Raw genomic sequence first — 25,546 nt, 5'->3', positions numbered from 1 at the left:
AAGAAGATTATACGGCTATGACTAAACGTACTTTGGGTGGAACGGTTCGCAAACGTAAACGGACATCCGGCTTTCGGGCTAGGATGCGGACACACACGGGCCAACAGGTGCTTAAAGCACGGCGGCGTAAAGGTCGGGCCCGCTTAGCTGTGTAATGCTCCCAAGCCCCCATCGGCTGCGATCTCGGCATGACTTTAACCACATTTATAAAGAGGGCAAAAGCTGGCACGGCCCATATTTTGTCGCTTGGTTACTCCCTCGCGCAACCCTAGAACCAGGCCAGGCTCCGTCAAACCCTTCATTCTTTGCAACCCGGATTGGCCTGGTGGTCGGTAAAAAAGTTAGTAATTTGGCCATCAGACGTAATTGGGTCAAACGCCGTATGCGCCAGGCCTGCTGGGAATTATTAAAGGAGATCGAACCGGGCTGGGATGTGATTTTAGTAGCCCGGCGGGCAGTATTAGATCTCCAAGCCAATCAATATCTGCCAGAATTAGAGCAGTTACTGGCACAAGCAGGTATCTTACATGGGCATTAAAGAAGACATTTATTATGAAGGTGGCCCCCACTGGGGGGATTTACTCATCAATATCTTTTTAGGTTTTACAGTGATCTGTTTACCGTTAACCGTTGGGGCAATTGTTCGGGCCTTGTGGGTGCGCTATCGCATTACAGACCGCCGCATTACCATCATTGGTGGCTGGTTAGGGCGTGATCGCTCGGATATTGTGTACAGCGAAGTAGCCAAGGTTGTGACCGTGCCGCGGGGCTGGGGAGCCTATGGGGATATGGTCGTAACTCTCAAAGATGGAAATCGCCTAGAAATGCGGGCTGTGCCTGGGTTTCGTGATGTTTATGCCTTTATCTCGGAACGGTTAACCCCCCAGGCCCAGGGTGTCAGTGGGGCCCTCGGCCGCTAAGATAGGGTTCAGATTGCTATAAGATTGCTGTTCTTGCGCTAGGGATTCATTTAAGTTCATGGATTTTGGTATTGGGTTTCTTTCCAGTAATGTCATGCTGCCGATCCTGGATTTTTTCTACGGGATTGTGCCGAGCTATGGCCTGGCGATTGTGGCGTTAACCTTAGTGATTCGGTTTGCGGTTTACCCCCTCAGTGCTGGCTCGATTCGCAGTATGCGGCGGATGAAAATTGTCCAGCCCCTCATGCAAGAGCGTGTTAAGGACATTCAAGAGCGATACAAGAGTGACCCGGCCAAGCAACAACAGGCCATGTCAGAGGTTTACAAAGAGTTTGGTAACCCCTTAGCCGGCTGCTTTCCCTTACTCCTCCAGTTGCCCATTCTCTTTGCCCTCTTTGCTACCCTGCGGGGATCGCCCTTTGCTGATGTAAAATACCCAGTTAATTTACAAATTGTTCCAGCCGACCAAGCTGTGCAGGTTCAACCCTATGCCAGTAAATCTCAAAACATCTATGTGGCCGAAGGAACTCACTACCCGATTCAAGCGGTTTTACCTGTAGGCACTAAGCTCACGGTCGGGGAAACGATTGATTTAGCCTTTCAAACTACGGAAGGCAAGCCCTTAGGGGGCATCCTGGGAAACTACCCAGACACAGATATTCAACCCCACTGGCAGGTCACTCGGGGACAAGAACGGGTCAATCTGGATGAAAACGGCCATCTCGTTGCCCTCCAGCCTGGTGATGTCACCCTTGAAGGAATCGTCCCCGGCATTGCGTCCCAAAAAGGCTTTCTATTCATTGACGCTCTGGGCCGGGTTGGGGCCTTAGATAATGAACTCTTTATGACGGCCCCTGATGGTAGCAAAACGATCAATTGGGACGGGATTCACTGGGATATTTTGTTCATGATCTCCGCCTTTGGGATTAGCTTGTACGTTAACCAACTCCTATCTGGCCAAGGTGCAACTAGTAATCCCCAGCAAAATCAAGTCAATCAACTGACTCCAATTCTTTTTTCAGGGATGTTTCTCTTTTTCCCCCTCCCGGCTGGAGTTTTGCTTTATATGTTGATTGCTAATATTTTCCAGACAGTCCAAACCTTCATCTTGCAGCGAGAACCCTTACCGGAAAACCTGCAAAAACTCCTGGATGAAAAGGAAAAAGCAGAAGCTGTCAAAAATCGAGATGCTCTGCCCTTTGAGGCCGGTAAAGCCAAACGGAAAACTAGTAGCTAGTCACTCCCTTAGATTGAATCCATTGTCTTGAGTTAACTATGAGCGATCCGAAAATTGAACAGGGATGCCAATGGCTAGAGCAGGCCCTAACTAAATCTGGTTTTCCGGCTGTAATTTCCGTGATTGAGCCACCCGTGAGTCAGTTAAATGGCTGCTGGTTAAAAATTCAGGCCGAGAGTCTAACCCCAGAGCAGCGGAGTCAGCTTTTAGGTGTCCAGGCCAACTTACTCAACTCTTTCCAATATCTTTTGAATGCCACCTTAAATTTGGGCTTACCGAAAGATGAGCATTTGATCTTTACGTTGGAATTAGGGGATTTCCGAGCCCAACGCTATCAGGAACTCGTCAAATTGTCTGAGTCTGTCGCTGAAAAAGTGAAAGAAACAGGGCAAGCTTATCAGTTTCCAGCCTTGCCCGCAGTTGAGCGGCGGATTATTCACACCCTTTTACAGGAATACCCCGAACTGAATACCCAAAGCCAAGGGGAAGAACCGAATCGTCACTTAGTGGTTTCTTTACAGGCCAATTCCCCAGATACTGCCGAATTGGACGTGTAATCACTCTTGGCCTGGCTAAAGCAATTAAAAATCTAATCTCTCCCAGGCCAAGCTTGCCAAACTGTCCCTAAGGTCGCTGGTTTTTTGACATTGACAGCATGGGTAAAGCCCGAGCCGATTGGGGGGGTAAGGCATAGGCAGCCACCTTTTCTGGGGGATGATTTCGCTGCCAACGTTGCCAGGTTAACCACCGCCAGGCCAGGGCTGAACTAACGGCTAAAAGCCCCACAAACACCAAGCCTCCATAGCCACCCAGGCCGCCAATGGCTGTATCCACAGACCCAACAATGACTATAAAGGCAGAGATTGGTTCTTTACGGTAGGCAGTACGGAGAAAACGGGGCCAAATCATGATGCTTAGGTTAGAAAGTAATAGGGATCGTGCCAATCAGTTTAGAACAAGCCTAACCAAGAAAGAAGCCCTTGACCTGTAAAATATTCCACTAACAAGACGGCCACTACTCCAACCATTGCGGCCCGGCCATTTAAGCGTTCGGCAAAACTGTTAAAGCCAAACTTGGGAGTTTCTACGTTGGGAGTCCGGGTTGGTTCTGTCATACAGAGATTTTTAACGTCCTAAAGAATAAGAGTTTGGCCAAGGTAGCTCCTTGGATTGCCCCCATTCTAGCTTGATTCCCGATTAAGAGCCTAAGACTAGGGCATTCTGGGGAAAAGCTAATACGAGTTCAATCGCTTCAATTATGGAGTTTCCTTGTCAAGTTTTGCTGGTGAGTTACGGTTAATGGCCCGCCCGATGGTATCCGGCAGTTTGGTAATCGCTTCCTGGATAAAGGCCTGGATAAATTCATCGCGGCGATTCAGTTGGAATTGTTGCTGGACGACCTCACTCATGCCCCCATCGCCCCAATCTTGATCTTGGCGGAAATATTCAATAAAACTTTTCCCAGCAATGCGGGTTAAATAGGCGGCCCCAATACTCTGGATCGCCCGCCCAACGACAATGCCCCCGACACTCAGTTGTAAAGCAGTCGCCACTAAGTCCATGGCCCCTTTCACAATCCCCAAACTGGCTAAGGTGCGCCCCAACGAGAGGGCTAATTCCCGGCCCCGGGCTGCATTAAGATCACACCCATAAACGCGCCCAATTTCCACTACCATTTGGGCATTGACAGCGGCAGCCGCGAGTAGATCCACGACTGGAATTGGCGTAACACAAATGACTCCAGCCCCAATCCACTGATAGCGTTCGACAATTTTATCGGCCTGGCGTTTCCGTTGGCGGTCAATCAGGCGGCGGGCTTCTTCCCCCAGACGTTGGGATTGGAGGAGGATATTATCCGCAACGAGATCCTGTCCCTCGGCCCGGAGAATTGCGGCAATCCGTTTTAAGACAGGCAAAATATCCGGATCTGGGATAACGGTATTGCCATTGTCCAGAATGATTGGCTGAGGGGCGGCGGCAATGGCTACGACATCGGGTGCGGCAATAATACCTTGCAGACGGTGGCGGAGTTGGGCCAGGATTAAATCCCGATCGGCTGAGGTCATCCGATCAATTTTGTTCAAAACCACCAGCGAGCGTTTGCCCATTTCCACTAGGCTGACTAAGGGGAGATATTCCGATTGCCGCAGGTCGTTATCTAAGACAAACAGGAGTAAATCAGCTTCCGTGGCCAGTTGACGGGCCTGTTGCTCCCGTTCTGTGCCAGCAATCCCCGCTTCCAAGATGCCTGGGGTGTCGGTAATCCAAATATCTTGGTCAATCCCCCGCAACTGGAGGCAATAGGTGGCTCCCATGGTGGTTGTTCCCATTGGGGCACTGACTTCACCGACAATTTTACCGACAATTGCATTCACCAATGAGGTTTTGCCCGCCGAACCTGTGCCAAAGACAACTAAGCGGATATGTTGACGACTAAAACTATGTTCCAATTCCCGGGCTTTGGCTTGGAGGGCAAGGCGGGCAACTTCATCTTCAACTTGGTTCAGTTGTTTTTGCAGGGCTTCGAGGGTTTCAACTGCGGCTTCCGTTTTTTCTACCGGGGCCTGGGGGCGGGGTTTCCGGGCTTTTGTTTGACGAACGAGGCCAAGGTAGTGAATTAGGGCATAGAGGAGGGCCAAGAAAACCAGGATTAGGACAACCAGGAGGATATTGGCCAGGAGGGGGCTGGAAAAGGCAATTTGAACATACAGGCCATGGAGGGCCGCCACTAACCAGAGCATTAATCCTAAAACAATCCCCAGGCCAAGAATCAACAGCAGTGAACGGGACATGGGTTAGGGTAAATACTTGGCGAAATAACTGAAAAATGGCAAACTCAAGGACTGATTCCGGCTGAGGCGAGTCATCAACCAAAACAACGTCAAAAAATATCCCGATGTCCAGAGACTATTGAGAAGTAAGAAGCTAGTTTCTGGCCCCATTTCAGCGGCTCCGGCTCCTAAATTTAACGTTCCATAACCCACCACCCAGGCCAAGGCTAAAAGGATGGTTAATCGGCTAATTTTGCGCTGATCGGGATTGACCTGACGTTGCCTGATGATCCAAATGGCCGGGATCACGCCAAAAACTGGGATCAAAGACAGATAAAGCCAAAGCCGTGTTGCCGGTTTCATTGGGATAACTTCACGAGCCTAGGCCAGATTAACAAGATTCGACCACCAGGCCTGGAGCGGCATTCCGACATAAAAGGTTAACAATGATTTAGAGCGCGGTACATAGTTATTACACCCCCCCATCAGCCATTCCCAGAAGCGGAGCTTGCGTAACCGTTCTTCCCGCCACAGGTTATCCGCCAAAAGTTGATCGTTATCGGCCAAAATTTTTGTCACCCGTTTCTCTAGGTCGGTGATTTCAATCCGAGTTTGCTGGTAGATGCCTTGAATTTCAGTAATGGTCTCCTGGAGTTCTTGGTAGTTGGCTTGCAAGGCTTCGTACTCGATTTTGGTGCTTTGCCATTGGGCATTGAGGGTGACTTGTTCGGCTTCCAAGAGGCGATAACTCTCTTGAAGTTGCTGGTGAGCCGTTGTTTGGGCAACTAATTCCTGTTCTTGGGCTTGATAGGCCTGGCGCAATTGTTCGTTGTCATAGTCAGCATTTTCTAGTTTGGCACTCAAATCTCGGAGATCAAATTCCAGATTTTGGCAATGGCTTTGGCTGGCGGCATAGTTTTCTTGGATCGTGTGATAGTCCGCTGCTAGATGTTCATATCTTGTTTCTAGATTGAGATAGCGAGTTTCCAGGGTTTTGATTTGGGCGGCATAGGCTTCGGCCTGGGCTTTGTATTGTTCAATTTGCCGGGCCTGGTATTGGTACTCTTGGCGAATTTGGGCCACTTTGGCTTCTAAGGACTGTTTCTCGGTTTTGAGCCGCTCGGCAATGCCCCAGGCCTGTTTGAGGGGCCCGTCATAACTCTTTTTGAACCAACCACTAAAGAAGGAGACTCCCGTTAAGCCAATTCCGACAAAAAAATAGGTAGTGAGGAAGGATTGGGCTTGATCAGAAAGAATATGCAGCATAGGTCATCCCCTGATTCTGATAAATTGCATGAGCAGCAGTGAAGGAGAAGTGTGAGGCTAGGAAACATAGCCTAGTAAATCACGACTACCAAGGTCTTAAGACAACTATACCAGGCCGATCAAAGCAGGGTTAGGGGGTGAATTTACTGATCCAAGTCAAAATGAATAACGGTAATCTAGTGGCCCACGCCCACATAGCGGAATCCTAAGCGTTCGAGGGCCTGGCGGTCTAAAAAGTTGCGGCCATCCACAATCACGGGGTTGGCCATGTTCTCGGCAATTTTGCTGTAATCCAACTCCAGAAATTGCTGCCAGTCTGTGACCAGGACGAGGGCATCACACCCATCGGCTAGTTGGAGAGGATCCGTTTCCACAATCACATTCGATAGCCCAGACCGTAATCCTGATTGAGATACCAGGGGATCATAGGCTTTAACTTTGGCCCCCAGTCGGTTTAATTCCTCAATCAGGTTCAACGCCGGGGCATCGCGCAAGTCATCGGTATCGGGCTTAAAGGTGAGGCCCAACAGGCCAATGGTCTTGCCCTTGAGAATTTTCAGGACTTGCTGGAGTTTTTCAACGACAATATAACGCTGCCGTTTATTGACTGCCACCACAGACTTGAGTAACTCCGCTTCATATTTATAGTCATCGGCTGTATGGACAAGGGCAGAAACATCTTTCGGGAAGCAAGATCCCCCCCAACCCAGGCCGGCCTGGAGGAATTTTGAGCCAATCCGCGAATCCAATCCAATCCCCTGAGCCACCTGGACCACATCAGCCCCGACCCGATCACAGATATTAGCCACTTCATTGATAAAACTAATTTTGGTTGCTAGAAAAGCATTGGCGGCATATTTAATCATTTCGGCGGAACTGAGATCCGTCACTAGCACGGGCACCGGGGGCAAGTTTTGATTTTCAGCATATTTCCGCTCCACAATCGGTGTGTATAGCTCCTTCATTAGGCCAAATGCCCGCTGACTACTGCCCCCTAGGACAATCCGATCCGGGTTAAAGGTATCAAAGACAGCAGAACCTTCCCGTAAAAATTCCGGGTTACTGATGACATCAAAGGATAAGAGGCTCTCATCTTTAATCGCCCCGCTTTGATCTACGAGTTCGGGCCGCTTTTCGTTAATCCCATCGAGGATCAACATCCTAACCCAATCTCCAGAACCAATTGGGACAGTGGATTTATTGACCACGACCTTATAGCCCGCCTTGAGATTTTCGCCAATCCCCCGAGCCACCGCTTCGATATACCGGGTATCGGTTTCCCCAGTCGGTAAAGCTGGAGTCCCCACCGCGATAAATAAAATTTCCCCATGCTCAATGCCCGCCTCTAAGTCACTGGAGAACTGAATCTTTTGGGCCTGGATCGCGTCCCGGAGAATTTCCGTGAGTCCCGGTTCATAAATGGGGGATTGCCCGGCCTGGAGGATTTTAACTTTCTCGGCGTTGTTATCAATGCAAATCACGTCATGGCCAATGTGCGCTAGACAGGCACCGGTGACTAAGCCTACATACCCTGTTCCAATCACACAGACTCGCATGATTACGCTCCTACTGCTAAAAAATGTGCCGAATCAATTCTCAAAATGTACCGGAAATTGCGCCACTTGAGGCAGTTTTTATTTTATTGATTCACTAGAAAAGGGTTTTAGGGCTGTGGATTCTCAAGCCAGGCTCCGAGAGCTAATTGAGTCGCTTCCACGGAATTTAGGAGTTGATCTGTGAGGTAAGTTAACGGGTGGGGAGATATGCCAGGGCTAGCAGGAACAAATTCAGCCACCACGGCCTGGAGGTGATAAATCAAGGCTTTTGTCGTAGCGATATGGGTTAGGCAAAGATCTGAGGGGGTAGGCTGCACATGAGTGGGCGGAGATAGAAAAACAGGCCTGACCTCGGTTAAGGTTAAGGGTAATAATTCGGAAAAGAGGGACTCCACTTCTGGTTCTAAGGACTCAGGCCCTAAAAGCTGGTTCAGTAAGTCCACATCCAGCCAATCGTTGACGGGCGATAAAGACGGGCCTGGGTTCTCCAGTTCAGAATTATGGGCAGTCGGAATTGAATTCATGACCCGTCTCGCAACAACTACAACTTAGGATAATCCAGGCCCCGCCTACAATAGTAAACGTGGCTGTTGGGGCCACCGGTTCTGGTTTGGATTAGCTGTGATAGTAAAACGTCCCATTGTTATTGGTGTTTCCGGTGCATCAGGGCTAATTTATGCAGTGCGGGCCGTGAAATTTTTACTCCAAGCCAAGTATCCAGTGGATTTGGTCGCTTCTAAGGGGGCTTATCAAGTCTGGCGGGCAGAGTTGGGAATTATGATGCCTTCTCAACCCGATCAACAAGCTGAGTTTTGGCGGTCACAAACCCAAGAAGCGGGGGGAACCTTAATTTGTCATTCAGCCACGAATTTAGGGGCGAGCATTGCCAGTGGCTCCTATCGGACATTGGGGATGGTGGTGATTCCCTGTAGTATGGCCACCGTGGGGAAATTAGCGGCGGGATTGAGCAGTGATCTCCTTGAGCGGGCGGCCGATGTCCAATTGAAGGAGGGGGGGAGATTAATCCTTGTGCCGCGGGAAACCCCTTGGAGTTTGATTCACCTGCGAAATCTGACTCAATTGGCCGAAGCGGGGGCCCGCGTTGTTCCAGCGATTCCGGCCTGGTATCATCAACCGCAAACCATCTTAGATTTGGTCGATTTTGTCGTGGCCCGCGCCCTTGATCAACTCCAGGTTGACTGTGTTCCCCTCAAGCGTTGGCAGGGGCCAATTTCATCTGAGGAGTAATAGTTGGTGCGGCGGATTTTTCTATTAGTTGTTCTAGTTGGCCTGGCCTTGTTGATTTGGCAGAATTGGCAGGTTTCATTCCCCATCGTCTTTTTATTTTGGCGGACTCCTGCTTACCCCTTTGGACTGTTAATCTTGGCGGGCCTGGGTTTAGGCTTGTTGGTGGGGATGGTCATTACACTTCTGTGGTCAATTGGGCAAAATAGGGTTGTTAAGACTGCGGAACCGCCCCGCCGAGAACGAACCCCCCCGCCTCCTGCACCTGCACCCGAGCCAGAAATTGAGGATTGGTTTACGGAGCCGACTGCCTCATCCCGACGAGAACGCTGGACAGAGGCCCGGAATGTCACCCCTCTAGAGGATCAGCTCCCTCGCCCCCAAGAGAGTTACCCCACTCCAGAATCCCCCCCGGTCAAAATTCCCGAGGTAGAAGTCCCCGAATCAGAGGCGATTCCGGCCGAGCCATCTTCCCCCAGGCCAGCCCGCAAACCCCGTCGCCCCCGCCCAAATGTCCGCCCAGATGTGGTAGATGCTGAGTTTCGCGTTTTAACACCCCCCTACCATTCCTCCGGTTCCGATGATGGGGTTAGGGATCATGACGACTGGGGTGACTGGTTAGAGGAAGAAGGATGATTTCTGATCCGCAATGTTCAACTCTCCCCCATCGCCTCAATGGGACGAATCTCTATTTAATTGGGATGATGGGATCCGGTAAAACGACCACTGGCCAAGAACTTGCTGCTGCCTTGGGCTATCGGTTTATGGATACAGATCGCTTGATTGAACAGGTGGCCGGCCAGTCTGTGAGTGAAATTTTTGCCCAGGCCGGGGAAGCAACCTTTCGTCAACTAGAAACCCAAGTTCTGGCGGAAGTCTCCTGCTATCATCATCTCGTGGTGGCGACGGGGGGCGGAATTATTCTAGAGCCGATGAATTGGAGTTATCTGCATCATGGCCTGGTCATTTGGCTCAAGGTATCGATCCCCAACTTGGTCAATCGTTTGGCTGGAGATACCACTCGTCCCCTCCTTGCTCATGCCGCCTTAGCCGAGAAACTGACCACCCTTGCCCAGGCCCGCAATGAGTTCTATGCCCAGGCCGACTTAACCTTAACTATTGCGGATGATCTGCGCCCTCATCAGGTGAGCCAGGCCATTTTGACCGCTTTACCAAAAATTCTCCGGGATGATATTTAAGATCATTTAGGGGCTAGTAAAACGGGGGTGGGGCCTGGAAACTCTATGGTAAGCTGCAAACTAAGCACAGTTCGAGAGCACCTCTAAAGCCATGTTCAAGCGCATTTTAATCCCAACCAACTTAGCGGATGGCTTGCCGCGACTGGTGAATTTTATTCCTCAATTAGCGGTCAATGGCCTGGAAAAGGTGATTTTTCTCCACTGCTGCCACATTGAGGATGACTTCGAACGGATCCGCCAGCGGGAAAAACAATTGACCAAAGCCCGGGAACTTTTGACAGTGGATCAAAGCCAATTTCCGCCCGGTTTGACCGCCGAAGTCATTATTGAGACCCGGCGAGCGGTGGATGTCATTTTAGAAGTGATTGAGCAACACCAAATAGATTTAGTCTTGATGAGTCGGCCGGCTCGGAGCTTACTAGACGAGAAAATCTTTGGCAGCACCACCATTGATTTAATTCAACGTACCAAAGTTCCAGTGATGATTGCCCGGCCTCATTTATTTTGGGTTATGACCTCGGAAGAACTGGCTTTGCGCTGTCAGCACCTCTTACGTCATGTCATGATTCCCTACGATCATAGCCCCTCGGCTCAACACCTGCTGCAACAAATTAAAACCCTGGCCCAAGAAGCTCCGCCCCATCCCCTCGCGGCCTGCACCTTAGTTTGGGTGATTAATAATTCCGGTCAACAGGATTTAAGTGCTAATCAAAAGGTCAAGGAAGCAGAAACAATTTTGGCAGAGATTGAAAAAGAATTGGCTGGCCTGGGATTACGGGTCAAAACCATCACTAAAGTCGGAACCCCGGTCACAGAAGTTGAAGCCGTTGCCCATGAGTTGGATATTCATGCCATTGGCTTGTCCTCGGCAGCGGTGGGTAAAATCTGGGAGCTTTCCATTCCGAGCTTTGCCGGTGAAATTTTGCGCCGGAGCGCGTATCCCGTCATCTACTTCCCGCCCTCTGGCCGTGGTTAAGCCAATCTATAACTCCTTACCGATATTCCACTACTTCTGAGACTGGGAAGCGGACTTTCGGCGAAGTGGCATATTTATCATCCGCAGCCCGGTAGCCTAGGGGACAAACAACCACGGATTTATAGCCTAATCCTGCCAGTCCCAACACCTCATCATATTTGGCGGGAATAAAGCCTTCCATCGGGCAAGTGTCCACTCCCACCATTGCGGCAACGGTCATTAACTGAGCCAAGGCAATATAGACCTGCCGGGTGGCCCAATCTTCCATATCCAAGGGGTAGGGCGGCTTGGCAATAAATCCTTTCACCACATCGCCAAATTTTTGCAGATTTTCCACCGGGACTCCCTGAACTTCGGCCATCCGAGCGAGATAGTGATCCACATAATCCGCATCAATGGGGGTTCTGATGGCTAGGACAACTAAATGGGAGGCATCCACCACTTGTTTTTGTCCCCAGGAGTGTTCCACCAGTTGGGCCCGGATTTCCGGATTTTCGATCACAAAAAATTTCCAGGGTTGTAGGCCAAATGAGGACGGGGCCAGGACTAAGCTCTGTTCCAGTAAAGCCCAGACATCTGCCGGAATTTTTTTGTCTGCATCAAACTTTTTCGTGGCATAGCGCCAATTCAGTTGTTGTAACACCACTTCGGGACTGGGAGTCGGTAAGCTCATAGTTAAACCTCACACTGCATCCCTAAAATATCACTGCTACCCGCTTGCCTGCCATTTGGTCAATGACTGAAGGTGATCTACAAACGACCTACAGTTTTCACCAGGCCTGGGAGATTCTTTTTAAGGGGATGCCAGGGCCAAGGGGATAGGGTTAGTTGAGGAGTTCATACAGTTGGGAGAGGGTCGTTGGAAGTTTTGGTGCATCAGCAATTACGGGCCTATTTACGGGCGGTGGGAGGAAGTGACTGGCCCCATCATTTGACCTTGGCCCGTTTGGTAGCCCGTACCTTACACTTGCACCGCGATGCCTTAATGCAAATTTCTGGCCAAGCCACCTATCATTACCACCATACTCTCAGTTATTTAGTCCCCCTGTTGTTACTGCCCGGCCCCGCAGTTCTGGTCACTTGTCCCGCAACCCAGCAATATATCCTCCACGGACAATTGCCTCAGCTTTTAGAGTTTTTGCCGATTGATAAGCCAGTTGTGACTGCACCAACCTGGCCAGATAAAAACTTTCAAGGCTTGCTGTTGATCACCCAGGCCGACTGGTTAAGGGGGATGTTAGCCGCGACTCCAATGATCCCCTCGGCCCTTCCGACTGTGATTGATGGCCTGGAAATGCTTGAAACTACGGCCCAAGCTGTCTTGACGGTTAAACTGACCCCTGCGGATTGGGAAGAACTCACTCGCTGCTTTCCCCAGGCCCGGCAAGCAATTCGGGATGTGTTGATTAAGCTAATTCATGAGGTTTTTCAATATCCCCGTAATCCCTATGGCTGCTATCGCCTGTCCCGCCTGGCAATTGAGCGGCTTTTGCAACTGTTGACTGGGTTACTAGCCACATATTCCGTGAACCTTCCCCAGGCCTGGCAACAATGGTTCATGATGCTGAAAACGCCCCAATATCATTGCCTATTAGCCAACCCTGATGCCGATTATGGGCAGATCACCCTCCAAGGGTTTCCCCTCAAAATTCAAGACCAACTCCAGGCCCTCTGGCCCCGCCAACCCCTCGTTTTCTTAGGACAGCAAATTGAATTAGACCCTCAAGCTCCCCTGTGGCGGCAGCGTTTGGGCCTGACTGGCCTAGAAGCCATTAATCTGGCCTTTCATCCAGCCCGGGCCCAAGAAACCCTATCCCTCTATCTGCCGCAGCGATTTCCATTGCCCAATACACCGGAATTTGCCCCCTATCTCCAGGCCCAGTTGGGTGGTTTACTCTGGCAGTTTCAAGCCCGTAGCAGTCGGCCCGAAAATCCCTGGTTTGCGGTGGTGATTGTTGATGATTTGCCTTTACGGGAACAGATAGCCGCCAATTTAGCTGCCAGTTTTGGTTCTCAGGTGCGGGTTGAAGCGCCGCTACGGTCAGAAAGAGGAATTTTGATTTGTCGGTGGCAGTACTGGGTGGCCCAGAGCCGCTCCTTCCCGATTCCCCAAGCCCTTTTGGTTGTGACGTTGCCGATCCCCTCTCGAGAAAATCCTCCTGTCGCGGCTCGGATTGAGTTTTATAAACAACAGCATCGAGATTGGTTTCGAGAATATTTATGGCCAGAGTGTTTATCTCGCTTGGCCCAACTTATCGCCCCAATTCGCAATCAAAAAACACTCCTTGCCTTGTTTGATACTCGGATTATTCACCGCAGTTATGGTCAGGATGTTCTTAATCTTTTAAGCCCCTATGAGCCTGTGGAAATCTCCCAGGTCAATGCTTTAGAGCCTTGGTTAGAAGAACTCAAACTCGAAGCACCCTAAACTATAATGAAAAAGTCATTACTGATGTTTTTGGGAATTTTACCCAATACACTCCTAACAGTCTTAATTGCAGTCACAGCAGCTCTAAGGTTTTATGAACCCACCGACTTCCCACCCCAATTCCCCCCCGGAACCTTTAGAGACTGGAGCCTATGGGCCTTTGCCGCAACCCTCTTGGTGGCTTTGGTTGATCTTGGCCTTAAGTGGTTCAATGGAAATTTGGCTCGAAACCGAGAGGATCAAGCAAGAGACCAGGCAAATCAAGCTCGACACCGAGAAATTGAGAGAGAGCAACGCGAGGCTGAGAGAGAGCAACGCCAGATTGAGAGAAAGCAATACCAGGATCGACGCGATCTTGCGCTCCTAACTTACTTGGCTGAGCCTACCCCCGCAAATCAACAGAAGTTAAAAGCGATCTGCCAAGAGATTCAGCAAAATATGGATGATTTGGGTTTGAATCAGTAAAAGTACATCACCGTTCTGCCAGAATTTGCTCCACTACTGTCCAGGCCCCGTAACTCACCCCCGCCGTTCCTTCTCCTGGATGGACAGAATCACCCACCAGCCATAATCGAGAAATGGGAGTCCGGGTCGCCAGGCCAAAGGGGCCAAAGGTACTCAATCGCTGACCCAAACCACCAACAATGCCTAAATCGCGGGCTGTATAACGGGCAAAGGTTCTGGGGGTCGCAGCTTCAACGTGGTGAATGGTCTCTGGGGTGAGGTGAAAATATCGGCCAAGATGTTCTAGGGCAGTTTGGATATAAACTTCTTTCCGGGCCTGATAATCAACATCATTGCCCCACCATAAAACCGGATCCGTAAAACTGGAAGCAATAATCGTCCGATATCCTTCAGGAGCGCGCCCATCCCCGGCCTGGCTGACGGAAACAAAAAGGGAATTATTCTCGCCAATGGGGCCATCGTTATCGGACAAAAACTGGAGATGGGGCGGGCAATCTTGGGGAACGGCAGCGTCTTGAACCCCTAAATAAATCACAAAGGCCCCGGAAGCAGGCGGTAATTTTTCAATTCGATGTTTGTAACTGGCGGGAACTTGCTCACCTAAAAGTTGGCTCAGGTTTTGGACGGTGACATTGGCGACAACATGATCGGCGGTTTCTGTAAAGGTTTCTTCGGTTTTTAAGTTGCGGGTTGTGACCGACTTGGCCAGGCCATTTTCGAGGTGAATATTTTCGACACGGTGTCGGGTCAAGAGTCGGCCACCAAATTTTTCCAGGCCTGCCTTTAACCGATCCGCCAAAACCTGTATACTGCCCTTCAAGTGATACAAGCCAAAGGGGGCCTGGGACATGGCTAAGGCTGTGGCTGCATATAACACGGCGGTTTCACGGGCATCCACTTGGGAATAGAGTTTCAGTTGTAAATCTAAATAACGCCGCAATCGGTCATCTTGCCCCAGGCCAAACAGGTTTAATAAATCCCCCACGGTTAGTAAACTAAAGGGAATGGTTAAGAGGGTATCTGGCCGTAAGGCTGCCAACAGTTTAGATAGATCCCAACCATTGCGCGGGGGTAGCACCGGATCCCGGGCCTGAAATCGCCAACTAATGTCAAATAAGCGAGCTAAACACTGCCAAAAGGGTTCACTACCCGGAAATTGTCGTTGTCGCTCCTGTTGCCATTTTTCGGGATCTCGCCAGGCCTGGATGGGGTGCTTTTCTCCTGGTAAATAGACTGCACAGGCTGGGTCACAAACCGTTGCTTCGGGTATTGGCAAATCTAAATCCTGAAAAATGCGGTGATGAATGCCCCCCGGTTCCAGGCCCGCCACCTGAGTTGCCCCAACATCAAAGGTAAACCCCTGCCGCTTAAACGTCGAAGCACAGCCCCCAATCACCGCCGCTTGCTCCAATACCAAAACATCAAAACCCCGCCGTGCCAACAACGCCCCCGCTGTAATCCCGCCAATCCCGGCCCCAATCACAATGACGCGCTGACTCATAATGTCTGTATTTCTGAGAGATTCTTTACATATCTTAACAATATTTGCGGGTCAAATGAAATGAAAATGGCTATTTTTCCTAAGAAAAGCCCGTTTATCTGTCCCCTTGAACAAATCGCCTAAACTGGAAATTGATTGATTTCTCTATCATTCCGTTTGACAAAACAGTCAAGTAGGATCTTTCAACCCCCTTCAATTCTTCCTCCCTTCAAGCCATTGGAATCGCCGGTCAAAAGGTTTTGCAATGCTCTGTGCCCCTTGTCCAGATAACGAAGATCGCCGCCTCCAGGCCCTTGATGCCTATCGTGTTTTAGATACGCCGCCGGAGTCTGACTTTAATCAAATTGCCGAATTAGCGGCTGCGGTCTGTGACGTACCCATCGCCTTAATCAGCTTGGTTGATAAAGATCGCCAATGGTTTAAAGCCAAGGTGGGCCTGGATGCAACCGAAACGCCCCGAAACCTGGCCTTTTGTGCCCACGCTATTTTGCAACCCCACCTTTTGGTCATTCCCGACACCCTCTTAGATGAACGTTTTGCTGATAATCCCCTAGTCACGGGTGAACCCCATATTCGTTTTTATGCGGGCATGCCCCTCATCACCCCGACCGGATTTACCCTAGGAACCCTATGTGTCATTGATCAACAACCCCGCCAACTCAACCCAGTCCAAGAACTCACGCTCCAAACCCTAGCTAAACAAGTCGTGACTCAACTGGAAGTCCGCCGGAATCTGCGTCGGGTTCAAAAGCTGCTCCGAGAACGGCAACATAATAGCAACCTACAGAAAGATATTCTTGATAGTGCCAACTATGCCATTATTTCCACAACTGTTGATGGAACAATCTGCGCGTTTAATTCCGTAGCTGAAAAATGGTTGGGATATAAAGCCAGAGAGCTACTCGGTTGTGCAACCCCAGCAATTTTTCATGATCCACTCGAAATTCAGTTCCAGGCTAAAATCCTCAGTCAAGAAGTGGGTCAAGAGATTCCTCCAGGGTTTGAGGTTTTTGTGCATCGTTCTCGATCTGGTCAGGCCGATGAGCGGGAATGGACCTATATTCGTAAAGATGGCAGTCGCTTTCCGGTCAAATTATCGGTTACAGCCCGGCGGAATTCCAAAGGCGAGATTAATGGTTTTTTGGGAATTGCTAGTGACCTTTCGGATCAAAAGCACGCTGAAATTGAACTGCTGTTGCGCGAGCGGGCTATAGAAGCCAGTACGAACGGGATTGTAATTACGGATCATCGCCGCCCAGACTACCCCGTGATCTATGCCAACCCTGCCTTTGAAAAAATTACGGGCTATCGTGTCTCAGAGGTGATTGGCCGCAACTGTCGGTTTCTCCAAGGGGACGATCAAAATCAACCAGGGCTACAGGCCCTCCGTCATGCCATCAAAAAAGGCCAGTCGGGGCGGGTTGTGCTCAAAAATATTCGCAAAAATGGTACTGTCTTTTGGAATGAACTTTCCATTTCCCCAATTTACGATGACCAGGGGCAGTTGACCCACTATATTGGCATTCAAACCGATGTCAGTGAACGGAAACGGGCTGAGGCGGTTCTTCAGCAACAAATGCGACGAGCATTACTTCTGCGGCAAATCACGGAAGAAATTCGCCAAAGTTTGAATGCTAAACACATCTGTGAAATGGCGGCCCAGGCCCTTGGGCGAGCGTTGAAAGTCGATCGCTGTTTAATTCATACCTATCGGCATACCCCCGAATTAGATGTGCCCTTGGTGGCGGAATATTTAGCAGAGGGGATTACTTCTATTTCTCAGCTTGAGATCCCCATCAGTGGCAACAGGATGCTGGAGCGGGTGTTAGTCTCTGACCAGGCCTGGGTTGTGGATCGCGTCGAACAAGAACCCGAAACGGCCAGTATTGCCGAGTTTTGCCAACAGATTTCCCTCAAGTCCCTTTTAGCCGTTCGGACATCCTATCGGGGTGAACCCAATGGCTTAATTGCCTTGCACCTCTGTCACCACTCTCATCGCTGGCAACTTGCGGAAGTAGAATTTTTGGAAACGGTGGCGGCCCAAGTTGGGATTGGTCTGGCTCAGGCCCAGCTATTGTCCCAAGAAACGGAACAACGGGAGCAACTTCTGATTCAAAATCAAGAGCTGGAGCAGGCCCGCCTGAGTGCTGAACTGGCCAACCGGGCCAAAAGTGATTTTCTCGCCACCATGAGCCATGAAATTCGCACCCCCATGAACGCGGTGATGGGCCTGACCAGTTTGCTGTTAGATACGCCCCTATCCCCCCAACAACAGGACTTTATTCAAACGATTCGCCAGGCCGGGGATACCTTGCTGACGATTATTAACGACATTTTAGACTTTTCCAAGATTGAATCGGGCAGCATGAGTTTGGAGCAACGTCCCTTTGACTTGGCCGACTGCATTGAGGAGGTTCTCGATTTATTAGCCACCAAAGCGGATGAGAAAAATATTGAACTTGGCTATACCTACAGTTGCCATACGCCTCGACAAGTCCTAGGGGATGTGACCCGAGTCCGGCAAATCTTAGTGAACTTAGTCGGCAATGGCGTGAAATTTACCACCCAAGGGGAAGTGATGATCCATGTGGATAGTCGCCCCCAAACGGCCCAAGGAGACTATGAACTGCGGTTTGCCATTGAGGATACCGGGATTGGGATTCCTGACGATCGCCTCGATAGATTGTTCAAGCCCTTTAGTCAGGTGGATGCCTCAACCACGCGCCAATATGGTGGGACGGGCCTGGGCCTGGTAATTAGTCGGCGGCTCTGTCAGCTAATGGGGGGCGATATGACGGTGCAAAGCCAGGTTGGGGTTGGGACAACATTTCGGTTTACGATTCGCGTCCCTGTGGAGGCGAGAATTTGTCTTCCCCCCCCCGAAAACCCAGCTCTCCAAGGAAAACAAGTCTTAGTTGTTGATGATCATGAACCCATTGCCCATCTTCTGGGGGCGCGGCTCCAGGAATTGGGCCTATCTCCAAACGTTTATTCTGAGGCAGCCAAGGTTTTGCAGATTCCCGACCAACCCTGGGATGTGGCTCTGATTGATCTCCAGATGCCGGGTCTGAATGGGATTCAATTGGGTCAACAACTGCGGCAAAAATATCCCCAACTGCCCCTGATTTTGATGACTCCCCGGAGTTGGTTACAAACCGCTGTAGCGAAATCACTATTTGTGGCGTTTTTGCAAAAACCAGTCCGGGCCAAGCAATTGGGACAAACTCTGCTCCAGGCCCTGGATCCACATACCCAAGCACCCCAGACTCCGGCCCCGGCCACCCTTGATGTAACCTTAGGGGAACGGCTACCCTTACGAATTTTATTAGCTGAGGATAATCCTGTTAATCAAAAAGTGGCTCGACATATTCTCCAACGCCTGGGGTATCAAGCGGATGTGGCTGTCAATGGCCTAGAGGTCTTAGCGGCCCTAGAGCGTCAGCCCTATGATGTGATTCTCATGGATATCCAAATGCCAGAAATGGACGGACTCACCACGACAGAAAAAATTTGTGAACGTTGGTCAGCCCAACAACGCCCTTGGATCATTGCCATGACCGCCAATGCCTTAGAGGGAGATCGGGAGATGTGTTTCCGAGCCGGAATGGATGATTATGTCAGTAAGCCAGTCAAGATTGAAAGCCTCGTAGCCGCCCTCCAACGCACCCAGGCCCATTCCCCAAAGTTGACCTATCCGCAAATGCATTAATCATTAATCATTAATCACTGAGAACCACTCATCAGTTGGTTGAGACGGTTTGCCTTTGTCTGTAATCTTCTTCCAGCCAGGCCATGACTGTTTTCCCTAGACGTGTCCCACTCAGCCGATCAATTTCCCGCATCCCCGTTGGACTAGTGACGTTGACCTCCGTTAAATAACCGCCAATCACATCAATCCCGACAAAGACCAAGCCATCTCGCCGGAGAATTGGCCCCACTGCCTGACAAATTTCCTGATCCCGGGCCGTGATCTCGACATTTGCCACCCGCCCGCCTGTGGCCATATTCCCCCGAAACTCATCCCCGGTCGGAATCCGATTGACAGCCCCAATAGGCTCACCGTCTAGCAAAATAATTCGTTTATCCCCGGCCTGGGCCGCTGGCAAATATTCCTGCACCATGACGGGTAATTGCCCCCGCTCCGTACTAATTTCAATCATGGAGTTTAAGTTGCGATCACCCGCTGCCAAAAATAGAATCCCTTCCCCCCCTTTGCCTCCCAAGGGTTTTAAGACTGCTGTACCCTGGGCCTGGACAAACTCCCGGATTTGGGTTTTCGATTGGCTCACAATGGTCGTAGGAATCACCTTAGTAAATTGCAGGGCATACATTTTCTCGTTGGCTGAGCGGATGCCTTGGGGATGATTGATAACCTGAGTCTTCGTTGTGGCTAAACGATCGAGAATATAGGTGGCATATAAATAAGCGGTATTCACGGGTGGATCGGGGCGGATCCAAACCACATCAAAGTCTGTCAGTGGACGCAAGCTGGAGTCCCCTAAACTAAACCAGACTGGCTCCGGCAACCATTGATCCTCTTGCAGAATAACGGGAACTAAGGTCACGGGTTGGACAACTGCCCAGGCCTGGCTATGGATAATACTAAGCTGCTGCATGGTGGTGATCCAAACCTCGTGACCAGCCAGTTGGGCCGCCTCCATTAAGGCAACACTGGTATCGTGGCCGGGATCAAGGCCAGCAATTGGATCGATGATAAAAACCTGTTTCATCGGCTGTTTCTCCCGTTAATTAGGCGTAAAACTTAAAAGCAGCTACGGGAGTTTAGACCCCACTTTGGAGTAAGATATCCAACTTTCCCTGAGCCTCTAAGCGATGTAAATCATCACAGCCGCCAACATGTTGGTCATTGATGAAAATTTGCGGTAAAGAGCGTTTGCCATTAGCCCGTTTAGCCATTGCCGCCCGTGCGGTTTCATCCCCATCAATCCCATATTCTGTAAATTGAACTTCCTTACGGGAGAGTAACTGCTTAGCACGGATACAAAAGGGACAGGTTGCCCATGTATAAATTTCCACCTTGGCCTGGCTCATCGGAGGAGCATTCCTAACGGTACGACATCTGCTTTTACGTTACCCTAATTTCTCCCCGAGAATCTGGGATTAACCGTCAAAATCATCCCAAAGATAGGCCACCTAACAACATTTTTAGGTTCTTCTCGAAAACTTTGTGAAAAATTAAAATTTCCCCCACAGAGACTCTATCTTCGCATCTGGGTTAACGACAACTATCCCATTGCAAGCGAGGAAGGGTGAGGGAAAGATCGATGATTGGTTATGTTCCGAGCCTAGACAGCAGCGTCTTCTTCAGAAACTTGGGTTAATTTAATGTGCTTGCGCCCCAGGGTAATTTCAAACTCATCTCCGGGTTCCAAGTTCATTTGCTTGGTGTAGGCTGAACCAATCAGTAAGTTGCCATTGGCCTGGACACTAATGCGATAGCTGGCACTCCGTCCACCCCGACTGCTGCCTGATGCTGATTTGCCGTCCAAATTCAGACCTTGGGCATAGGCTAGTGCTTTATAAAATTTCAGCGTGCTAACCCGTTCTGCGCCACCTTTTGTTGTTGTGTAATAACCACAGGCCTTGGCAATTTCTTCTTGGCTTTTCCCATCCAAGTCCTTGACTTTTTTGAGGAGAGCTTCACCTGTGAGTTGATTAGTGCTCTTGCGAGGCATTCGTTCACCTTCCTTAAATTAAGTTGACATTGGGTAAGTGGCGAATAAGGGAAATCTGCCAGACACTTGGCGCGAATCGCAACTTACAAACCTGAATTTTTAACCTAATAACTAGCAAAGCATAGAATCTGATAGGTTTCAAGTTGAGAACTCAATTTTTAGTACATTTTGTTATTATTTTTTTTGATTTTTGGCCATCGGTTACTTTTATTACTTGTGGGATTGTTGCCTTGAACTATAATTCTATAATTGAAAATATTTTACTTAAGGCGAGAACTTAGTTTTATACAGATAAATCATTAAACATTCTGCTATGAGATTCAGCCAACACAATCTTGGTTGGGGTTGACATTATTTACGACACCACTTGAGAGGTTGCATTGATTATGACCTAGAATTTTAGAGAGTTTTACCCATCCAGGCCTGATCCGTTAGACTCAAAATATTAGCTATTAGAACTTGTTTTTGTGACCTTGGATCAGCAACTCCAAACTCTGATTGCCCAGGCCCCTGCCGATGGCCAAACCCCCCAGGCCTTACAAACAATTGCCCCAATCTTGCGGAAAATTGCCGAATCTTTGCCTGAATTGAACTATTACATTTGTCAAAGTCCCCAAGGAAATTGGGAATCGGTTACCCTTCAACATCGCCACCTACCCGACCTCAGCAGAAACGTCATCTATGCCTATGCCACCTCTGGTCAAGCCGAAAGGGCCGCGGCCGCAGGTCGGGTTGTGGGGGAAATTCCCGTCATTGCCCTCTTGTTTCAACTCATCGCCCTAGAACCGGTGGATAGCATTATTTTTGTCCCCCGCACACCCCAAGCTCCGTCTCAGGAACTCCAACGCCAAGACCTGCAGCAGCAAATTTATCAGGCCCTCAGCCTACCCGCGGATTTGGCCTAAGCTCAGTCTAAAATGTCGAAGCAGAGTTAATATTCGGGGACTGGGCTGCGGGTTTCCCATCGCCATACACAGACTGTTCTAGAATCAGAGACATCCATAGGCATTGCTGAAATGAGGATTGACCTGCTTTGACCCTCCCCGAGATTTCCAGTCTATCTGGCCCTAACTAGGTTCTGTAATCTGCTGCTGAGGGGAGTCAGAATTTGAAAAATTTAGGCATAAATTTTAGATGCAGTCCTGAAGAGATGACTTGATGATGACCCTCAATAATTTGGCTCCCCAGATTGACCACACCTTATTAGACCCCCTTGCCACAGAAGCTGACATTGAGCAATTGTGCGCCCAGGCCGAGCAGTGGAAATTTGCCAGCGTTTGCATTTACCCGATTTGGGTGGCCCGTGCTGTTGAGCTCCTCTATGGCAAAGTGCCCCTCGTTTGTACGGTGATTGGTTTTCCCACCGGGGCCCATACCCCTGCAACAAAGCTCTATGAAGCTCAAGCTGCGGTGGATGCTGGGGCGCAAGAATTGGATGTGGTCATTAATTTGGGCTGGTTAAAAATGGGTCATAGCGAGGCCATCTATAACGAAATCGCTGCCATCTGTGAAGCCACTCAAGTTACAGTCAAAGCGATTTTGGAAACCACGGTTTTAACTACGACTGAGAAGCAAATTGCGGCGGAAATTTGCCTGGATGCGGGGGTGAGCTTTCTCAAAACCAGTACAGGTTGGCAGGGGGGAGCAACGGTTGAGGATGTCAAACTTCTGAAGGAAGTGGCCAAGGATCGGGTTGGAGTGAAAGCCTCAGGCGGGATTCGCACCTATGACCAGGCCAAGGATTTAATTAATGCTGGAGCCACCCGTTTGGGCACATCCCGCGGCATAGACATTCTCAATCAACAAAATCGGGATGATAGGATTTGAACCTACGACCCTCTGCTCCCAAAGCAGATGCGCTACCAAGCTGCGCTACATCCCGAAATCGAACTAGCAAGAGGTCAATAAGATATAACTTCCTGCTTAACCATAGTAGCTTGTCTCATCCCCTAGCGGCTATTAGGATACCAAAACATCCCCTTAATGCCCTCCGGATCCGGGCGAAACCCTAAATTTCGGTAAAAATTAACCACACCAGGATCCGCAAATAGGGTGATGTTGCTAATGTCTTCCCGGCGCAGTTCTTTAATAATTTGCTGCATTAAGGCTTTGCCCAGGCCCCGTTGTTGAAACTGTGGATGGACGACAACATCCCAAATGGTGGCATTAAAGGCATGGTCAGAAGTGGCTCGGGAAAAGCCAATTAAGCGCCGATAACTGCCCCGCTGCTCCCACATAGAAACGACAATAAAACTATGCTCAATGGCTTTTTTCACCTTCCGCAGGGGCCGTCGCGACCAACCCACCGCATCACAGAGTTCTTCAAGCTCCTGAACGTCAATTTCCTTTTCTTTGCTAAAGAAGATCTTGCTTGTCCCGGAACATTCAGCCGTAGGATTAGCATCTCCAGAGGGAACAGGTGTCAGTGTTGAGGTGGCGGTTGAAGAATTACTTTGACCACTAAAAAGATTTTTCCAGAAGCTCATGCAAGTATGCTGGAGATGGTTTGTTAATCACAGGCCTGGGGCTAACGAAGCAACCAAAGTTGGCTGATCCACAGATTTCAGTATAGCGGCAAACAAAGTATGATTTCCGAGAATCAATGGTCAGACCAAGACCTCCTGAAGCGCTTTAACCGCACGTTCCCCGATTTTTACGAGCAGTACGCCAGCAGCGAAATTCAGCGACAAAATCTCCAGCTTGCCTATCAGATTCACCGCACTAAGCAACCCGTAATTCACTTATCCCTAGAGAACAATCGCACCGCCCTTTACTTTGCTAATCGGAACCATTCCTATCTCCTGAGTGATCTCTTTGGGGTGATGGCCGCCTATCGCCTGGGAATCCATAGCCTTAGCCTCTATGGGCAAATTCGCACCCCCATGCTGGTGTTTATTAAACTTGTCCTCTCTCAAGATGGTATAGCCCTCTCGAAAAAAATGACCGATAGCGTGCAGCGGGCCCTTCTGCAAACCTTGAATGGTGAATTTGCCGTGGAGGACATGCTGACCTTAGAGTTTGACTGGGGAGAAGGACTCAAGGATGTCCAAACCAGTTTTTATACGGATCATGTGTTTAAGTTGCCCGCCCTATTAATTGAAGCCGCCAGTCACCCCGGCCTGCTTTATAAGGTCATGCATGCAATTTGGGGGGAAGAGTTGTTGGTGGTCAATACCAATTTCATGCTTTGGCGGAGCCGGGTGCGACTACTCCTTTACCTCCTCGGCCCCAATGGCAATTTAATTCCTGATTACTTGGGACAGCGTCTCGCCCAAAATATTAAAGACCGTATCCTGGAAATTCCCACATCAAATTAAACAGCCCTAAATTGGCCAGCCAGGGCTTTTAGATTAACATAAGGTAAAGTTCCTAGGTGACTGGCCTGGGATATTCCACAAGCTTGATCGCAGTCATGGGTTTTATGTTGCCGCTGCCAGACTGGTAAATAGATTCACGTCAAGAGTAGGATGGCTGCCTCAGGTCAAAATTTGGGGGTGAATTGTTAGGATCACCCGATACACAACCATTGAAATTTAAAAATAAGCCTGCTAGGGTCCCTACTTGATGCTTCTGTTATGAACCCATCTCTCAAAGCTCCTTGCCCTTGAGTCACAACTTCGCTATTCCCGAACACGCAAAGTTTTTATTGTTTTCCAGGCCTTCTCTATGACTCCTGAACAATCCGACCAAGAACATTTTGAAATTAAAGATCTGCAAAACCCCGCAGAAACCAGTGCCATGACCGTCACTGTGCGGGATATGTCCGTAGATGATATCGCTCCAGTCTTTCATTTAGGGGAGCGTTTATTTACGAGTGATCTCTACCCCTCCCTGTACCGAATTTGGGACGAATGGGAAGTGATTGGCTACTACAATACGGATCCCGATTATTGCTTAGTTGCAGAAATAGAAGGTAATCTGGCCGGATTTGTCCTCGGCACCATTATTGAAAAAGCCCCTTGGGTTTATGGCTATATCAACTGGTTAGGGGTCAGCCGCGACTATCAACGCCGGGGAGTGGCTGATATTTTGGTGGATAAAATCATTGAGCGGATGATTGAGCAAGGAGCCCGGTTTATGCTTGTGGATACGGACCCAGCTAACACCCCCGCCGTTAAATTCTTTACCCGGAAAGGCTTTGGCAATCCCCGCAAGCACGTCTTTTTCTCAATGAACTTGACGAAGCACGAATACTATGGCCGCCTGATTGAATTTGAGCGCAATCGCTCTGAACGAGTCACCTATCACCGTCCCCGCCGCCGCCAATAGACCCTTAAAATAACTGA

29 protein-coding genes and 1 tRNA gene are annotated in these 25,546 nt (G+C 49.6%); 16 read left to right on the top strand and 14 right to left on the bottom strand.

Translation table 11 applies throughout. From position 1 onward, the window contains the following. The first annotated feature begins 17 nt into the window (after positions 1 to 17). Genes rpmH through SYN6312_RS17890 form a run of 5 tightly spaced genes read left to right on the top strand, consistent with a single transcriptional unit; the run spans position 18 to position 2,714 of the window. Positions 18 to 155, top strand: a complete 138-nt coding sequence (rpmH, locus tag SYN6312_RS19245; protein WP_015126310.1) for a 50S ribosomal protein L34 — start codon at positions 18 to 20, stop codon at positions 153 to 155. Next, entirely contained in the window at positions 155 to 538 is a 384-nt protein-coding gene (rnpA, locus tag SYN6312_RS17905; protein ID WP_015126309.1) for a ribonuclease P protein component, read from the top strand. The genes rpmH and rnpA overlap by 1 nt, the downstream gene beginning before the upstream one ends. Further along, positions 528 to 920 carry a PH domain-containing protein gene (locus SYN6312_RS17900; protein ID WP_015126308.1) on the top strand — a complete coding sequence of 131 codons (393 nt, stop codon included), beginning with the start codon at positions 528 to 530 and terminating at the stop codon, positions 918 to 920. Before rnpA ends, SYN6312_RS17900 begins: the two co-directional genes overlap by 11 nt. 58 nt (positions 921 to 978) lie before the next feature. Continuing rightward, positions 979 to 2,157, top strand: a complete 1,179-nt coding sequence (yidC, locus tag SYN6312_RS17895; RefSeq protein WP_015126307.1) for a membrane protein insertase YidC — start codon at positions 979 to 981, stop codon at positions 2,155 to 2,157. 38 nt (positions 2,158 to 2,195) lie between these two features. Beyond that, positions 2,196 to 2,714 (top strand): R3H domain-containing nucleic acid-binding protein, encoded by a 519-nt coding sequence (locus SYN6312_RS17890; protein ID WP_015126306.1) that lies wholly within the window; start codon positions 2,196 to 2,198, stop codon positions 2,712 to 2,714. A 67-nt stretch (positions 2,715 to 2,781) separates the two neighbouring features. Here the strand turns inward: SYN6312_RS17890 and SYN6312_RS17885 are convergent, their stop codons facing one another. From SYN6312_RS17885 to SYN6312_RS17855, 7 genes are all read right to left on the bottom strand, one after another. Beyond that, a complete protein-coding gene (locus tag SYN6312_RS17885) occupies positions 2,782 to 3,066 on the bottom strand; it encodes a hypothetical protein (RefSeq protein WP_015126305.1) in 285 nt (94 codons plus the stop codon). A gap of 41 nt (positions 3,067 to 3,107) precedes the next feature. Beyond that, entirely contained in the window at positions 3,108 to 3,272 is a 165-nt protein-coding gene (locus SYN6312_RS20025; protein WP_015126304.1) for a chlorophyll a/b-binding protein, read from the bottom strand. A gap of 141 nt (positions 3,273 to 3,413) precedes the next feature. Then, on the bottom strand, positions 3,414 to 4,949 hold the full coding sequence (locus SYN6312_RS17875) for a YcjF family protein (RefSeq protein WP_015126303.1): 1,536 nt from the start codon (positions 4,947 to 4,949) through the stop codon (positions 3,414 to 3,416). A 3-nt stretch (positions 4,950 to 4,952) separates the two neighbouring features. Then, positions 4,953 to 5,291, bottom strand: coding sequence for a hypothetical protein (locus SYN6312_RS17870; protein WP_015126302.1), 339 nt, complete (start codon positions 5,289 to 5,291; stop codon positions 4,953 to 4,955). Between the two features lie 18 nt (positions 5,292 to 5,309). Beyond that, positions 5,310 to 6,194, bottom strand: coding sequence for a hypothetical protein (locus SYN6312_RS17865; RefSeq protein ID WP_015126301.1), 885 nt, complete (start codon positions 6,192 to 6,194; stop codon positions 5,310 to 5,312). Between the two features lie 176 nt (positions 6,195 to 6,370). After that, the gene (locus SYN6312_RS17860) at positions 6,371 to 7,750 is read right to left on the bottom strand and encodes a UDP-glucose/GDP-mannose dehydrogenase family protein (protein ID WP_015126300.1); all 1,380 of its coding nucleotides are present in this window, start codon (positions 7,748 to 7,750) and stop codon (positions 6,371 to 6,373) included. Positions 7,751 to 7,857: 107 nt separating this feature from the next. Continuing rightward, the gene (locus tag SYN6312_RS17855; protein ID WP_015126299.1) at positions 7,858 to 8,274 is read right to left on the bottom strand and encodes a hypothetical protein; all 417 of its coding nucleotides are present in this window, start codon (positions 8,272 to 8,274) and stop codon (positions 7,858 to 7,860) included. Between the two features lie 97 nt (positions 8,275 to 8,371). On the opposite strand from SYN6312_RS17855, the gene SYN6312_RS17850 reads away from it, so the two are divergent. The 4 genes from SYN6312_RS17850 to SYN6312_RS17835 all read left to right on the top strand — a co-directional run bounded on the left by SYN6312_RS17850 (position 8,372) and on the right by SYN6312_RS17835 (position 11,170). Next, the gene (locus SYN6312_RS17850; RefSeq protein WP_015126298.1) at positions 8,372 to 8,998 is read left to right on the top strand and encodes a flavin prenyltransferase UbiX; all 627 of its coding nucleotides are present in this window, start codon (positions 8,372 to 8,374) and stop codon (positions 8,996 to 8,998) included. 3 nt (positions 8,999 to 9,001) lie between these two features. Then, the gene (locus SYN6312_RS17845) at positions 9,002 to 9,631 is read left to right on the top strand and encodes a hypothetical protein (protein WP_172636070.1); all 630 of its coding nucleotides are present in this window, start codon (positions 9,002 to 9,004) and stop codon (positions 9,629 to 9,631) included. Continuing rightward, entirely contained in the window at positions 9,628 to 10,194 is a 567-nt protein-coding gene (locus SYN6312_RS17840; RefSeq protein ID WP_015126296.1) for a shikimate kinase, read from the top strand. Before SYN6312_RS17845 ends, SYN6312_RS17840 begins: the two co-directional genes overlap by 4 nt. Positions 10,195 to 10,285: 91 nt before the next feature. Next, complete coding sequence (locus SYN6312_RS17835; RefSeq protein ID WP_015126295.1) at positions 10,286 to 11,170, top strand: universal stress protein; 885 nt, start codon at positions 10,286 to 10,288, stop codon at positions 11,168 to 11,170. 16 nt (positions 11,171 to 11,186) lie between these two features. Here SYN6312_RS17835 and SYN6312_RS17830 read toward each other — a convergent pair whose 3' ends face one another. Beyond that, a complete protein-coding gene (locus tag SYN6312_RS17830) occupies positions 11,187 to 11,843 on the bottom strand; it encodes an NAD(P)H-dependent oxidoreductase (protein WP_015126294.1) in 657 nt (218 codons plus the stop codon). A 186-nt stretch (positions 11,844 to 12,029) separates the two neighbouring features. Here SYN6312_RS17830 and SYN6312_RS17825 point away from each other — a divergent pair, with 186 nt between their 5' ends. After that, complete coding sequence (locus tag SYN6312_RS17825; RefSeq protein ID WP_041430929.1) at positions 12,030 to 13,598, top strand: helicase C-terminal domain-containing protein; 1,569 nt, start codon at positions 12,030 to 12,032, stop codon at positions 13,596 to 13,598. 6 nt (positions 13,599 to 13,604) lie between these two features. After that, positions 13,605 to 14,063, top strand: a complete 459-nt coding sequence (locus SYN6312_RS17820; RefSeq protein WP_015126292.1) for a hypothetical protein — start codon at positions 13,605 to 13,607, stop codon at positions 14,061 to 14,063. A gap of 7 nt (positions 14,064 to 14,070) precedes the next feature. Here the strand turns inward: SYN6312_RS17820 and crtD are convergent, their stop codons facing one another. Next, positions 14,071 to 15,564 (bottom strand): C-3',4' desaturase CrtD, encoded by a 1,494-nt coding sequence (crtD, locus tag SYN6312_RS17815; protein ID WP_015126291.1) that lies wholly within the window; start codon positions 15,562 to 15,564, stop codon positions 14,071 to 14,073. A gap of 244 nt (positions 15,565 to 15,808) precedes the next feature. On the opposite strand from crtD, the gene SYN6312_RS18585 reads away from it, so the two are divergent. Next, positions 15,809 to 19,273 carry a response regulator gene (locus tag SYN6312_RS18585; protein ID WP_015126290.1) on the top strand — a complete coding sequence of 1,155 codons (3,465 nt, stop codon included), beginning with the start codon at positions 15,809 to 15,811 and terminating at the stop codon, positions 19,271 to 19,273. A gap of 31 nt (positions 19,274 to 19,304) precedes the next feature. Here the strand turns inward: SYN6312_RS18585 and gshB are convergent, their stop codons facing one another. From gshB to SYN6312_RS17795, 3 genes are all read right to left on the bottom strand, one after another. Next, complete coding sequence (gene gshB, locus SYN6312_RS17805) at positions 19,305 to 20,294, bottom strand: glutathione synthase (protein WP_015126289.1); 990 nt, start codon at positions 20,292 to 20,294, stop codon at positions 19,305 to 19,307. A gap of 52 nt (positions 20,295 to 20,346) precedes the next feature. Further along, a complete protein-coding gene (gene grxC, locus SYN6312_RS17800; protein WP_015126288.1) occupies positions 20,347 to 20,616 on the bottom strand; it encodes a glutaredoxin 3 in 270 nt (89 codons plus the stop codon). A 254-nt stretch (positions 20,617 to 20,870) separates the two neighbouring features. Continuing rightward, a complete protein-coding gene (locus SYN6312_RS17795) occupies positions 20,871 to 21,260 on the bottom strand; it encodes an AbrB family transcriptional regulator (protein ID WP_015126287.1) in 390 nt (129 codons plus the stop codon). 467 nt (positions 21,261 to 21,727) lie between these two features. On the opposite strand from SYN6312_RS17795, the gene SYN6312_RS17790 reads away from it, so the two are divergent. Further along, positions 21,728 to 22,165, top strand: coding sequence for a hypothetical protein (locus SYN6312_RS17790; RefSeq protein ID WP_015126286.1), 438 nt, complete (start codon positions 21,728 to 21,730; stop codon positions 22,163 to 22,165). A gap of 253 nt (positions 22,166 to 22,418) precedes the next feature. Next, on the top strand, positions 22,419 to 23,087 hold the full coding sequence (deoC, locus tag SYN6312_RS19240) for a deoxyribose-phosphate aldolase (RefSeq protein ID WP_371257375.1): 669 nt from the start codon (positions 22,419 to 22,421) through the stop codon (positions 23,085 to 23,087). Here the strand turns inward: deoC and SYN6312_RS17785 are convergent. Continuing rightward, positions 23,069 to 23,142, bottom strand: a tRNA-Pro gene (locus tag SYN6312_RS17785). The two genes, deoC and SYN6312_RS17785, sit on opposite strands and share 19 nt — an antisense overlap. A gap of 67 nt (positions 23,143 to 23,209) precedes the next feature. After that, on the bottom strand, positions 23,210 to 23,746 hold the full coding sequence (locus SYN6312_RS17780; protein ID WP_015126285.1) for a GNAT family N-acetyltransferase: 537 nt from the start codon (positions 23,744 to 23,746) through the stop codon (positions 23,210 to 23,212). A 99-nt stretch (positions 23,747 to 23,845) separates the two neighbouring features. On the opposite strand from SYN6312_RS17780, the gene SYN6312_RS17775 reads away from it, so the two are divergent. Then, a complete protein-coding gene (locus tag SYN6312_RS17775; protein WP_015126284.1) occupies positions 23,846 to 24,577 on the top strand; it encodes a hypothetical protein in 732 nt (243 codons plus the stop codon). Positions 24,578 to 24,926: 349 nt separating this feature from the next. Next, on the top strand, positions 24,927 to 25,529 hold the full coding sequence (locus tag SYN6312_RS17770; protein ID WP_015126283.1) for a GNAT family N-acetyltransferase: 603 nt from the start codon (positions 24,927 to 24,929) through the stop codon (positions 25,527 to 25,529). The last annotated feature ends 17 nt before the right edge of the window (positions 25,530 to 25,546 follow it).

The organism is Synechococcus sp. PCC 6312, assembly GCF_000316685.1.
Lineage (GTDB): Bacteria > Cyanobacteriota > Cyanobacteriia > Thermosynechococcales > Thermosynechococcaceae > Pseudocalidococcus.
This window is presented reverse-complemented; position numbering and strand designations above follow the sequence as displayed.